The organism is Jutongia huaianensis, from assembly GCF_014384985.1.
Taxonomy (GTDB): Bacteria; Bacillota; Clostridia; order Lachnospirales; family Lachnospiraceae; genus Jutongia; species Jutongia huaianensis.
The window spans coordinates 50,678-63,007 of the sequence record NZ_JACRSX010000005.1; the positions used below are offsets into that span (position 1 = coordinate 50,678).

Annotated in this window: 11 protein-coding genes; 9 read left to right on the forward strand and 2 right to left on the reverse strand. The window is 46.5% G+C overall.

All coding sequences use genetic code 11. The features are described 5' to 3' along the window. The first annotated feature begins 93 nt into the window (after positions 1–93). The 4 genes from H8704_RS05795 to H8704_RS05810 all read left to right on the forward strand — a co-directional run bounded on the left by H8704_RS05795 (position 94) and on the right by H8704_RS05810 (position 3,867). Positions 94–615: an RNA polymerase sigma factor gene (locus H8704_RS05795; RefSeq protein ID WP_249297654.1), complete on the forward strand. Its 522-nt coding sequence runs from the start codon at positions 94–96 to the stop codon at positions 613–615. After that, entirely contained in the window at positions 605–1,747 is a 1,143-nt protein-coding gene (locus H8704_RS05800) for a hypothetical protein (protein ID WP_249297655.1), read from the forward strand. Before H8704_RS05795 ends, H8704_RS05800 begins: the two co-directional genes overlap by 11 nt. 209 nt (positions 1,748–1,956) lie before the next feature. After that, positions 1,957–2,283 carry a PadR family transcriptional regulator gene (locus tag H8704_RS05805; RefSeq protein ID WP_022464080.1) on the forward strand — a complete coding sequence of 109 codons (327 nt, stop codon included), beginning with the start codon at positions 1,957–1,959 and terminating at the stop codon, positions 2,281–2,283. A gap of 36 nt (positions 2,284–2,319) precedes the next feature. Further along, positions 2,320–3,867, forward strand: coding sequence for a permease prefix domain 1-containing protein (locus H8704_RS05810; RefSeq protein WP_249297656.1), 1,548 nt, complete (start codon positions 2,320–2,322; stop codon positions 3,865–3,867). A gap of 13 nt (positions 3,868–3,880) precedes the next feature. Here the strand turns inward: H8704_RS05810 and H8704_RS05815 are convergent, their stop codons facing one another. Both H8704_RS05815 and H8704_RS05820 read right to left on the reverse strand, forming a co-directional pair. Beyond that, positions 3,881–4,714 carry a hypothetical protein gene (locus H8704_RS05815; protein WP_249297657.1) on the reverse strand — a complete coding sequence of 278 codons (834 nt, stop codon included), beginning with the start codon at positions 4,712–4,714 and terminating at the stop codon, positions 3,881–3,883. Between the two features lie 17 nt (positions 4,715–4,731). Then, on the reverse strand, positions 4,732–5,484 hold the full coding sequence (locus H8704_RS05820; RefSeq protein WP_249297658.1) for a hypothetical protein: 753 nt from the start codon (positions 5,482–5,484) through the stop codon (positions 4,732–4,734). Positions 5,485–5,636: 152 nt separating this feature from the next. Here H8704_RS05820 and H8704_RS05825 point away from each other — a divergent pair, with 152 nt between their 5' ends. The 5 genes from H8704_RS05825 (at position 5,637) to H8704_RS05845 (ending at position 12,327) form a co-directional block, all read left to right on the forward strand. Next, entirely contained in the window at positions 5,637–7,073 is a 1,437-nt protein-coding gene (locus tag H8704_RS05825) for a spore germination protein (RefSeq protein ID WP_249297659.1), read from the forward strand. A gap of 165 nt (positions 7,074–7,238) precedes the next feature. After that, the gene (locus H8704_RS05830) at positions 7,239–8,690 is read left to right on the forward strand and encodes a sodium:proton antiporter (RefSeq protein WP_249297660.1); all 1,452 of its coding nucleotides are present in this window, start codon (positions 7,239–7,241) and stop codon (positions 8,688–8,690) included. A gap of 109 nt (positions 8,691–8,799) precedes the next feature. Beyond that, a complete protein-coding gene (locus tag H8704_RS05835; protein WP_249297661.1) occupies positions 8,800–9,567 on the forward strand; it encodes a TatD family hydrolase in 768 nt (255 codons plus the stop codon). A gap of 12 nt (positions 9,568–9,579) precedes the next feature. After that, on the forward strand, positions 9,580–10,443 hold the full coding sequence (rsmA, locus tag H8704_RS05840) for a 16S rRNA (adenine(1518)-N(6)/adenine(1519)-N(6))-dimethyltransferase RsmA (protein ID WP_249297662.1): 864 nt from the start codon (positions 9,580–9,582) through the stop codon (positions 10,441–10,443). An 84-nt stretch (positions 10,444–10,527) separates the two neighbouring features. Then, positions 10,528–12,327, forward strand: a complete 1,800-nt coding sequence (locus H8704_RS05845) for an aminopeptidase P family protein (RefSeq protein ID WP_118676801.1) — start codon at positions 10,528–10,530, stop codon at positions 12,325–12,327. Positions 12,328–12,330 lie beyond the last annotated feature (3 nt).

Consider the following 12,330-nt stretch of genomic DNA (forward strand, 5'->3'; position numbering starts at 1 on the left):
TTAGACTTCCTGAGGAAATGAATCAAAAACATTCTCACGACAATATATAGGTGAAGATCAAAATACGGGAAACCGGACAGGAGGTGTCAGCAGATGTCATCACAGGAAATGGAACAGATCATACAGGAATATGGAGATGACATTTATCGTTTCTGCTTTCACCTGACCGGGAGTCGTGAAGAGGCGGATGATCTTTATCAGGATACTTTTGTGAAAGCGATTCAGATCGGCCACAGACTGGATCGCGGTGGCAATATCAAGAGCTTCCTGATGGGTATTTCTGTCAACCTATGGAAAAACCGGACGAAAAAGGACAAACGTCGGAGAGAATTGATACCGGAAGTCAGTTATGAGAGCGCAGAATGGGTGATCAGCGGGCAGAACGATCCACTGAGCAATATTTTGGAGCAGGAAGTGGGGCGTGATGTGATGACAGCCGTTAAGCAGCTGCCGGACAAACAGAGAGTGGTGGTTCTTCTTCATTATACGCAGGACTATTCCACCGGGGAGATTGCAGGAATACTACACATACCAAGGGGAACAGTGCTGAGCCGCCTGGCCAAAGCAAGACAAAATATCAGATTGTATTTGGAGGGAAGAGGTTATGAAGTATGAAATGGATCGGTTGTTGAAGGATGTCTACCAACAGGAAGTTAAACCAGAGAGTATTCTTAATCAGAAAACCCTTCGAAGAATGCAGACGGAGGAGCAAAACGATATGAAGAAATTCTGGACTTGTAAAAAGATAGCCGTGGCGGCGGTATTATCATGTCTGGTGGTCACACAGGGGGTTGGAGCAGCATATGCGGCGATCAACCATACCAGCATCTTATCTCTTTTTTCGGGGGAAACAAAGGAGATCAGGGATCAGGCAGAAAAGCTCAGGGAGACCGATGTGGAACAGACGCCGGGAAGCAATACGGAACAGTCTGCATATGCCGATTTTTCCGTGAGAGAAGCTCTCTGTGACAAAAACCGGGTTTATGTGGAAGCAGTTGCAAAACCGGCCAGTGACAAGTATCTTTTGGTGCCGGCAGAGTGCTGGTCCGAGAGAAATACATTCTATGCATCGGAGCTGAAAATTGCAGGAGAGGATACCGGAAAGGAAACGATCGCACAGTACGCAAAGCGCATGAATAAGACATGTGTGGAGGTTGGAATGTGGATCAGGGCAGATGATGTGGCTTCCCAGTCTATGGATTACCAGACAGAGGCCGATGGTACTCTCGTATATAACATTAGCTTTGAAAATAATGCGAAGATGCAAAAGCTGGACTATTCCTGTGATACGGTTGTTTATACACCGGATCAGGAGGAACGGGAGCTGAAGGATTCCATTTCCTTTACTTTAAAGGATCAGTCCGGAAAGGCAGAAACACTTTCTTATCTGCCGGAGAAAAAACAAACCATAAAGGGAACCAGGCTGGTTCTTGATGGGATTGATTTTGAGAAGAGTGCATTGAATATGAATTGTACCGTGAAGTATCACACAACAGACCCGAAAGCGCAGACATGGGATAAATGGATCAAAACCAAAGATTCCGATGTGTGCTTCTATCTTCTCGATGGGGATGGAAATGAGATTGCGAGTGAGGGCGGTTATGGAGACGATTCCATGGGCAAAGACGGTGCGCTGACAGAGCATGATCAGTACAGAACAGCCGAGCTTCCGGATACGCTGACTTTCCTGGTGCGTAACTGCATGACGAAGGAAGTGCTGGGAACTGTAACAGTGAAAAGACAATAAGCAAATAAGAGCAAACAAATAACAAACATCTTTTTCTAAATCAAATGATCAAGAATATGGCCAGTCTAAATTTTACTTTAGGTTGGCTATATTTTTAGGTGCAAATTTTTTTAAAATCCGTTGACAATTATCGACCATCGATATATAATCTATTATATCGATGGTCGATATTGTTTTGGGAAAATATCAGGAAAGGATGGAGATTCACAATGGATAAAAGTTTATTGTCAGGCAGTAATACGATGCTGTTGCTACAGCTATTGAAGGATCAGGATATGTATGGCTACCAGATGATTGAGGAGCTTCGGAAACGTTCTCAGGATGTCTTTGAGATGAAGGTTGGCACGCTATATCCGTTGCTGCATTCTCTGGAAAAGAGCGGATTTTTGCAATCCTATGAGGGGGAAGCAGCCGGGAAGAAAAGGATCTATTATCAGATTACCAAGGATGGCAGGCAGGAATTGGAGCGCAAAAAAGGGGAGTGGGCGGAGTATGCGGGAGCTGTGATGCATGTAATGCAGCTGCAGCTTGACTGACCGCATACGGTATCAAAATATGATGGGGGTGATACGATGAGCAGGATAGATCAAGGAAATGACAGAGATAATGTATTACGGGACGATGAGGGTACGATAGCGGAGGGGGATCAAAAGCTGCAATATCTTTCCCGGTTGACGGAGCAGCTGCAGTACCGCCCGGTACGGCAGAAAATTTACCGGGAATATGAGGATCATATTGATGATGAAACGGAATACCGGATCTCAACAGGCATGACGAGGGCGGAAGCGATGAAAGCTGCCGTAGAACAAATGGGAGATCCTGTGGAGACCGGAAAGGCGCTGGATCAGATCCATCGTCCGGAAAAGGTGCTGCTTCCGTGGCTGGGAATGCTTTTTATATTGGGACTTGGCATGGCGTTGGTTTATTGTATTCAACGGGATATGCGGGGGCAGCTCTGGTCACTTGTTTCTGCTGCATTACCCCGGAGAATACAGATTAACTGGATCGACTTGTTTTTGTGTATTATCGTTTTGACGGCTGTGTCCTATATTTCGTACACCAAATATCAGAAGTTCAGTGTATGGGCAGGACTGATACTGATGATCACTCCGGTATGGTATCTGATACACCGGACAGGGATTGGGGGAAATATCTGTCCGGTTCTGGATGATACGGTGCAGCACTTACTGGGAGGGGAAAAGGGCTGGATCACCAGAAGGTATTATTTATTGTATGTCCCGATTTACGGACTGATGATTTCTTACTGGAAAGGAAAACCGCATCAGATGGAGAAGTCTCTTCTGGCAATGGCATTGCCCCTTGTACTCTCCTTTGACTGGTCGGTGACGGACAGTGAGCTGGGAAGCTGGGGAAATTTCACGTTTTGGACAACGGCGTTATATCTGGCATTTGTGTTTGTGATGGCAGTACAGCTGAATATAATTTCTTTGCCCAAGAGGAAAACGGTCCGGATCACGGGAGTTGCGCTTGTGCTGGCAAAGGGAATCTACATGTTGTATGATTTTGCGGTAGTCTGTCATGCACGGTGGTCCGTATATTATCATCATGCAGGCTGGAACACCATGTTTTTGTTCTTCTCGGAGAAACGGAGGCGGGAATACAGTGCATTGTGGAAAACGATTGTGGGGGACGATCAGGTTTCGGCATTGCAGTTATTTCATGTGCAGATGATGCAGGGGATCAAATGGATCGGAACCAGTGACATTCTGACGCAGAAGCTGGCGCAGAATGAATATTCTGCAGAACAGGTGTATTTATATATTACGCATGGAGATTTGAATACCCTTATGGCCTATGTGGGAATTTTGCCGGTGGTGTTTGTACTGGGAGCGTTGACAGTATTTACCGTCTGGCTGGTAAAAAAGGCATGGAGACAGTCAGACCGCACCGGCAGATTGTTAGGAGTATCCATTGGATTTGTTATTTTACTCCGGATTCTTTATGCGGCGGCACAGGCGTTCAGCCTGACACCGGGAAATCATTATGTTGGGCTGATACCGGTCTTTGGGGGGATTGGCACGGAGGATTATAGCGGTATTGCAGAGACTCTGGCATTGTACGGTATGCTGTTAAGCATTTACCGTTACCGGAATGTCTGAATTTTTCTTTCTTTTATTTTCTTCTCACAATAATGACTCCGAAAATCACAATTAAGATAATAACTGCTACGGCAATTGGATAAAACGGCACAGAAGAATTGCCGGAGGGATTCTCTGTTTCGCTGGAGGAAGGCTGGTTTTCAGAGGCGGAAGTTTCGTCGGCTGCAACTGCGTCAGGATTGTCATAATCAAAACCGGATACGGTAAAAGTGATTTCCACATTCTCATCACCGGTTCCCTGCAAAAGCTTCCAGCCGCTTTCCGCGGTTTCGGAAAGTCCCTTGGCAGCGACTTCTTTGACAAGCTCAGCACGCCAGTGATTCAACAGAAGAATGACCATACCACCCTGCAGATAAGGTTCTTCGTTTTCCGGAACACCTTCATCGAAGCTCAGGATTTCTCTGCCGTTGATCGATGCCTTGACATCGGTAAATTTAACCTTATCATTTAACGGAATATCCGTGGCGATGTGAAGCTGGGAGATGTCTGTTTCATTCATGGAATCCAGTCCCTCCAGCTTGACGGTATAGGTGCCGTTGCCGGCGATTTCTGCATTGGTGAGAGTGCCGGTAGCCGCAGTGTCTTTGTTTGTTTCTTTGTCCGTGTACATGAGATTGTCTGCATTTTTGGTATTGTAATAGCTGTTCTGAGACTTTTCATAATAACCCATATGAGTCAGCCAGAGATTGGTGCAGGTCTGGATGCCAAGGGTTGCATGATATTTACCATTGGGATCAAAGGCCGCTTTCTTTTTCCCGGCAGCCTGTGCCGGACTGACCGAAAAAGCGGACAGTGCCAAAGCGGCAGTTAATAAAAGTGCTGTTATTTTTCTGATATTCTTTTTCATTTGATACATCCTTTCTACTATAATATATTTCGGTATGTATACGCCCGGCCTTTTTTGCCGGTACGTTCCACAATATTCAGGGAATACAGGATTCCCAACAGTGTCTGGGCATACCCCACCGGTATGCGGGCAGCTTTGGCAAAATCCTTTGAGGTGTAATCATTGGGAAGTCCCTCCGGGATAAAGCATTTATAATCGGCAGGTCCGCCAATATAAAATTCATCTACAAGCTCCGTAGGAATCCGGTCGAAACGGGAAGAGCCCTTTTTGCGGTCGCGGCTCCAGCCGTTTAATAAGCGGTATTCATCGGCGTCGATGAGAACCAGACACAGGTGAAGATTTGGATTATTCAGATACATTTTTATTTTATAAAGCTCCGGAACGGCATCGTAAATGGTGCCTGTTTTCGGAGATTTTCTTTTGGAAGAAATTTCTCCGGTTTCTTCATCGATCCAGTAAAGATATTTGGTGTGGACGATCGGGTATACGATGGTGACCGGATAATATTTTAAAAAGGTGTCCAGCTTGCGGCGCAGCTTGTTAAAGCCTCTGGTCTGGATCTCGATGATCTCTCCATCCCGTAAAATATCTGCGACAAAATTTTCGACAGGAATCTCCTGATGCTCCGGATCCGATTCATAAAATGCCTTGAGAACGGCATGGACCGTTTTTTCGGACAGGGTGCCAATGCCCATGGAGGCACGTTCCTGATGGATGATCTTGCGGCATGCCTGATGGAATAATATAACGTCGTTGTCACAGATGGACATAAGGTTCACCTCCTGATTAAAATTTTAGACGACACCGGATGGAATGTCAACGCCTGGCATGTATTGATCGGATAAAAACAGGACATACTATGGTTCGACAGAACAGGTTTAAAAATATTGTGCCGCAGACGTCTGCGGAATGGAGGATGCATATGGCGGACATATTTCAGGGCAATTTTCAAAAACGGGATGAGGAGATTAAAAAGCTGCTTCGCATTGAGGACAGCTTTGATCTGATCCGCCGGCGTTTTGTGATCGGTGGCAGACAGGCGGCATTTTATACGGTAGACGGATTTTTGAAGGGTGAGGTTTCGGAGAAGGTGATGGAGTTCTTTTACAAGATCACGCCGGAACAGATGCCGGAAGATTTTGCGGACTTTTTACAGCAGGAGATCCCGTATCTGGACCTGATGAAGCTTGCAGATCAGGAGGCTTTTGTGAAAGCGGTGCTTTCCGGTATGAGCTGCCTGCTGGTGGAGGGCTATGACATTATTCTGGCACTGGATTTCCGGGAATATCCCGGCCGCAGTGTGGACGAGCCGGACAAGGATAAGGTACTCCGGGGGGCGAGAGACGGATTTATCGAATCGTTGATTCCGAATATGGCCCTGATCCGCCGGCGTATCCGTGATCCGGAGTTATCCTTTACGCTGGTGGATATCGGTCGAAGCTCTAAGACGGATGTGGCGGTCTGTTATATGCGTAACCGTGTGAATCCCGGTGTGCTCCGGGAGCTTATGAAGCGTCTGAGGGGCATTGACGTGGATTCTCTGACGATGAACCAGGAGAGTCTGGGAGAATGTATTTTTAAAAAGGGCTGGCTGAATCCGTTTCCGAAGTTTAAGTTTTCGGAACGGCCGGATACCACGGCAGCATGTATTCTGGAGGGAAGCATTGTGATCCTGTGTGACAATTCTTCTGCAGCGATGATTCTGCCCACCTCCCTGTTTGAGATTATAGAGGATGCCAATGATTATTATTTTCCTCCGGTGACAGGGACGTATCTGCGGTTCAGCCGGTTCCTTATTAATGTGGTGTCGATCTTTCTTACGCCGGTCTTTATCCTGCTGATGCAGCATGAGGATTGGGTGCCTCATGCCTTTGAATTTATAAAGATACAGGATCCCATGTATATTCCGCCGGTGGCGCAGCTTCTGATCCTGGAGGTGGCGATCGACGGTCTGAGGATGGCGGCGGTGAATACGCCCAATATGCTGAATACTCCGCTGAGTATTATTGCGGGCATTGTGTTTGGGGATTATACGGTAAAGGCGGGCTGGTTTAATTCGGAGATCATGCTTTATATGGCGTTTGTGGCCATTGCCAATTACAGTCAGAGTAATATGGAATTAGGTTATGCGATCAAGTTTATGAGAATACAGCTTCTGATCCTGACGGGAATATTTGGTCTTTGGGGATTTCTGGCAGGAACTGTGATATTGATCGTAACTCCGCTGTGTACCCGTACGATCAATGGACGTAATTATTTATATCCTTTGCTCCCCTTTGATAAAGTGCAGTTAATGAAGCGTTTTTTCCGGGTAAGTCTTAGTGAAAACGAGAAACTCAACCATCAAAGTTCTAAATAGAACTGCTTATGGACATTATGCACAAAACAAGACTGTTTCATCTTATTAAAAATGGTTGTTTTTTTATGAAATAATGTGTTAAAATGTGCGCGGTAGAAAATGAGATGAGTTTTCTGCCGTGCGTTTTTTTGCGCAAATTTATGATGAAATATGGAGGCGTAGATCATGAAAAAATTAAAATCTGCGGTATGGGGTACAGCCTTGGCGTTATGTGCTTTGATGGCGAACTCTTCCGTGGCGTTTGCGGCGGAGAAGGGTGCAGAGAGTGTTGGAAGCACATTATCACTTTCATATTGTATCCCGTTTGTTGGAATGCTGTTATGTATTGCAATTTGTCCTCTTGTAGTAGGCGAATGGTGGGAAAAATGGAAGCCGGCGGCGGTTATCTTCTGGTCACTGGCCTTTGTGATCCCATTTGCCGTATTTATTGGGGCAGGAACAGCTTGGGAGCAGGTTTTAGAGTCCATTATCGGTGATTATCTTGGATTTATCGTATTGCTGTTTGGATTGTTCTGCGTCGCAGGTAATATCGTGCTGGAGGGTGATCTGGTGGGAACCCCGAAGCTCAATGTGCTGTTGCTGTTGATCGGTACCGCGTTATCCGGCTGGATCGGTACCACCGGAGCAAGTATGGTAATGATCCGTCCGCTGATCCGTGCCAATAAATGGCGTCAGCGTAAAGCACAGATCGTTATTTTCTTTATCTTTCTGGTATCCAATATCGGCGGTTGTCTGACACCGGTTGGTGATCCGCCGCTTTTGATGGGATTTAACAATGGCGTCAGTTTCTTCTGGAGCTTAAATCTTCTGCCGGTTATGCTGCTCAATGTGGCAATTCTGCTTCTGTTATTCTTCATTATTGATAATAACGCATACAAGAAGGATGTGGCAGATGGTCTCAAGCCGGAGACAAGTGAGGAGAAAAAGAAACTGCGTCTGACCGGTGCTCACAACATTATCTTTATGATCGTGATCGTGGCAGCAGTTATCTTAAGCGGTGTACTGCCACAGCAGGTGCCGTTTTTTGCAAAGGGTATCCATTTCTACGGAGAGGTTGAGTTAAGTTATGCATCTATTCTGGAAATGGTAATGATCCTTGTTGCAGCATTCCTTTCTTTCCGCACCACGAAGAAAGAGGTGCGTGAGGAGAATCACTTTACATGGGATGCCATTCAGGAAGTGGCAGTTCTCTTCATCGGTATTTTTATTACAATGATTCCGGCACTCCTGATCCTCAAGGCAAGAGGAAGCGAGCTTGGTATTGAGAAGCCATGGCAGTTCTTCTGGATGACCGGATTCCTGTCCAGCTTTTTGGATAATACACCAACCTATCTGGTGTTCTTCACCACAGCAGTACATTCCGCTTTGACGGGTGGCACAATGGTCAAGGTACTGGATGGAACCATTCCGAAGATCTTCCTGATGGCAATCTCATGTGGTGCCGTATTTATGGGTGCCAACACATACATTGGTAACGCACCGAACTTTATGGTTCGTTCCATTGCGGAGGAAAACGGAATTAAGATGCCTTCTTTCTTTGGATATATGGCATGGTCCGTTAGCTGTCTGATCCCGGTATTTCTGATCGATACATTGATATTTTTCCTGTTTGTTTAATTCGGATTTTCCGTTATAAATTAAAATGAACGATGACGTCCCCAATGATCTGTGGTATGATAGAATGCAGACATTGGGGATTTTTATTTAGAAAGACATGGTGAAAAGGATGATTTTTGATACACATGCACATTATATGGATGAACGGTTTGCAGAGGACCGGGAGGCACTGCTGGCTTCCCTGCGTGACGCCGGAGTAGGCAATGTTGTGGAAGTTGGCGCAAGCATTCAGTCCACAAAGGACGCCGTGGCGTTAAGCAGGAAACATGATTTTGTATATAGTGCCGTGGGAGTTCATCCCGATGGTGTGCCGGAAATGACAGATGAAACGATAGAATGGCTGAAAGGGCTGACCGGAGAGCCGAAGGTTGTGGCGATAGGAGAGATTGGTCTGGACTATTATTATGATGAGCCGGACAGAGAACTTCAAAAGAAATGGTTTATTCGCCAGCTTGAGGCGGCAAAGGAAACAAAAATGCCGGTGATCATTCACAGCCGGGATGCGGCGCAGGATACCCTGCAGATCATGGACGAGCATTGTGACTGGAGTCAGGGTGGCGTGATCCACTGCTTTTCTTATACGGTGGAGACGGCAAAAATTTATCTTAGAAAGGGCTTTTATCTGGGCATTGGAGGTGTGGTTACTTTCAAAAACGGCAGGAAGCTTGTGGAGGTTGTGAAGGAGGCACCGTTAGAGCAGCTTTTGCTGGAGACGGACAGCCCATATCTGACTCCGGTACCCAACCGGGGCAGGCGCAATGATTCCCGGCAGCTTACTTATGTGGTGGATGCGGTCGCACAGATCAAGGGGATTGACAGGGAAGAAGTGATCCGCGTCACAGAGGAAAATGCAAAAAAGATGTATCGTATTATATAGAAAGGAGCGGTTATGGCAACATTAGGAAATCCGCAGAATACCATAGAGATTTTACAGAAATATGATTTTCATTTTCAGAAGAAGTTTGGTCAGAATTTTCTGATCGATACCCATGTGTTGGAGCGTATTGTGGAGTCTTCCAATATTACGAAGGATGATTTCGTGCTGGAGATCGGTCCGGGTATCGGAACTATGACGCAGTATCTTTGTGAGCATGCAGGAAAGGTGATGGCGGTTGAGATTGATAAAAAACTTCTGCCAATCCTTGCAGATACGTTAAAGGAGTATGATAATGTGACGGTGGTGAATGAGGATATTCTGAAGCTGGATATTGGAAAGATCGCACAGGAATATAACGAGGGCAGACCGATTAAGGTGGTGGCAAATCTGCCATACTATATAACAACCCCGATCATTATGGCACTTTTTGAAAGTCATGTGCCATTAGCAAGTGTGACAGTTATGGTACAGAAGGAGGTGGCAGAGCGGATGCAGGCAGGACCGGGAACAAAGGATTACGGTGCATTGTCTCTGGCAGTACAGTATTATTCCGAGGCGGAGATTACCGCCAATGTACCGCCGAACTGCTTTATGCCACGGCCCAAGGTTGGTTCTGCGGTGATCCGGCTGACTTGTCATCAGGAGCCACCGGTAAAGGTTGTGGATGAGAAGTTTTTCTTCCGGGTGATCCGGGCATCATTTAACCAGAGAAGGAAAACGCTTCAAAATGGCCTTGGGAATGATGCCGGTCTGCCGGTAACAAAGCAGCAGACAGCAGAGGCTCTGAGACAGATGGGACTTTCCGAGACGATCCGGGGCGAGGCATTGTCGCTGGAGCAGTTTGCAGAGCTGAGTAATATTCTGAAAACCATGTAGAGCAGAAGAAAAGGGTTATAATTTAAAAAGAACGTACAAATACTAAAATTATAAATTGGTATTTTGAAAGGTGGGTTAAGAGAGATGAAGGTGACGGAAAAATTAGCATTATTAAAAAATCTGATGCAGCAGTATGGGATTGATTATTATTATATTCCGACCAATGATTTCCATGGTTCGGAGTATGTGGCAGATTATTTTAAATGCCGGGAATATATGTCCGGGTTTACCGGATCTGCGGGAAATATGCTGGTAAGCAGGACAGAGACCGGTCTGTGGACCGATGGCAGGTATTTTCTTCAGGCCCGGCAGCAGCTTGCGGGCAGCGGGATCACGTTATTCCGGATGGGAGAGCCGGGAGTTCCGAAGATTTTTGAATATATTGCGCAGCATATTCAGCCGGGACAGAGCCTTGGTTTTGACGGGCGTATGGTGGATGCATTTTATGCCCTGCAGCTCAAAAAGATCGTGGAGGGTAAGGGAGGCAGACTGATTACGGATTTTGATCTGGCAGGTATGGTGTGGCCGGACCGTCCGGCAATTGAAGCAAAGCCTGCGTACAGTCTTGCACCGCAGTTTACGGGAGTGACCCGCGGAGAGAAGCTGGATGCCGTTTGCAAATGGCTGGAAAAGAAACGGGCGGATATGCTGGTGATTACATCTCTGGATGATATTGCATGGCTTTTGAATATCCGCGGAGAGGATATCCATTGCAGTCCGGTAGTATTGGGATATCTGGTCATTAAGCCGTTGGAATGCTTTTTGTTTGCGCATAAAAGTGCTTTCAGCTCCCGTTTGCGGCAGGAGCTGGCGAGGGACAGTGTTATTCTGCGGGAATATGATGATGTGTATGATTATCTGGCCGGGGTCAAAGAAGGCAGCCGTGTGGCAATGGATATGTATGTGGCAAATTACCGGCTGGCTAGCGTGGTGCCGGAAAGTGCCAAAATTATTGGTGTGATCAATCCTGTCAAAATGATGAAGGCGGTAAAAAATCCTGCGGAGATTTCGGGAGAACGTATTGCGCATATTAAGGATGGTGTGGCATTAACCCGTTTTATTTATTGGCTCAAGCAGAATATTCAGAAGATGCCGTTGACCGAGAGGATGGTAGCGGCACAGCTGGAGGCATTCCGGGGGAGTGTAGGAGATTATCTGGGACCGAGTTTTGATCCGATTGCCGCATATGGACCTCATGGTGCTATCGTTCATTACAGTGCTACAGAGGAGACGGATGCCCGTCTGCTGGCGGAGGGATTTCTTCTTCTGGACACCGGTGGCCATTATCTGCAGGGAACCACGGATGTTACCCGGACGATTCTGTTGGGACAGAAAGCAACAGAAGAAGAGAAGAAATATTATACAGCGGTACTCTGTGGAAATCTTCGTCTGGCAGCGGCAAAGTTTAAGAAAGGCTGCAGTGGTGTGGCTTTAGATATTTTGGCGAGACAGCCTCTTTGGAATATGGGGTGTGATTTTAACCACGGCACCGGTCATGGTGTCGGATGTCTGCTGAATGTCCATGAGGGGCCCAATGCGATCCGTTATCGTATTTTGGCACAGCCGGACGGTAACGTGGAAATGCAGCCGGGGATGATCACATCGGACGAACCCGGGGTGTATCTGGAAGGAAAGTTTGGTATCCGTCTGGAAAATCTGATTCTCTGTGTTGAGAAGGAAAAAAATGCTTTTGGAGAATTCTTAGGGTTTGAAACGCTGACTATGGCTCCGTTTGACCGGGATGCCATTGCGCCGGAGCAGATGACAGAACAGGATAAGAAGCTGTTAAACGCATATCATGAAAAGGTGTATGAAACTATTTCGCCATATCTGGACCGCAACGAGGCAGAATGGTTAATGGATGTGTGTGCACCAATCGACTGAATG

Excerpts from the sequence above, each read along its gene's own strand:
- H8704_RS05795 (WP_249297654.1), top strand. The coding sequence starts at position 94 with ATGTCATCACAGGAAATGGAACAGATCATACAGGAATATGGAGATGAC.
- H8704_RS05800 (WP_249297655.1), top strand. The coding sequence starts at position 605 with ATGAAGTATGAAATGGATCGGTTGTTGAAGGATGTCTACCAACAGGAA.
- H8704_RS05805 (WP_022464080.1), top strand. The coding sequence starts at position 1,957 with ATGGATAAAAGTTTATTGTCAGGCAGTAATACGATGCTGTTGCTACAG.
- H8704_RS05810 (WP_249297656.1), top strand. The coding sequence starts at position 2,320 with ATGAGCAGGATAGATCAAGGAAATGACAGAGATAATGTATTACGGGAC.
- H8704_RS05815 (WP_249297657.1), bottom strand. The coding sequence starts at position 4,714 with ATGAAAAAGAATATCAGAAAAATAACAGCACTTTTATTAACTGCCGCT.
- H8704_RS05820 (WP_249297658.1), bottom strand. The coding sequence starts at position 5,484 with ATGTCCATCTGTGACAACGACGTTATATTATTCCATCAGGCATGCCGC.
- H8704_RS05825 (WP_249297659.1), top strand. The coding sequence starts at position 5,637 with ATGGCGGACATATTTCAGGGCAATTTTCAAAAACGGGATGAGGAGATT.
- H8704_RS05830 (WP_249297660.1), top strand. The coding sequence starts at position 7,239 with ATGAAAAAATTAAAATCTGCGGTATGGGGTACAGCCTTGGCGTTATGT.
- H8704_RS05835 (WP_249297661.1), top strand. The coding sequence starts at position 8,800 with ATGATTTTTGATACACATGCACATTATATGGATGAACGGTTTGCAGAG.
- rsmA (WP_249297662.1), top strand. The coding sequence starts at position 9,580 with ATGGCAACATTAGGAAATCCGCAGAATACCATAGAGATTTTACAGAAA.
- H8704_RS05845 (WP_118676801.1), top strand. The coding sequence starts at position 10,528 with ATGAAGGTGACGGAAAAATTAGCATTATTAAAAAATCTGATGCAGCAG.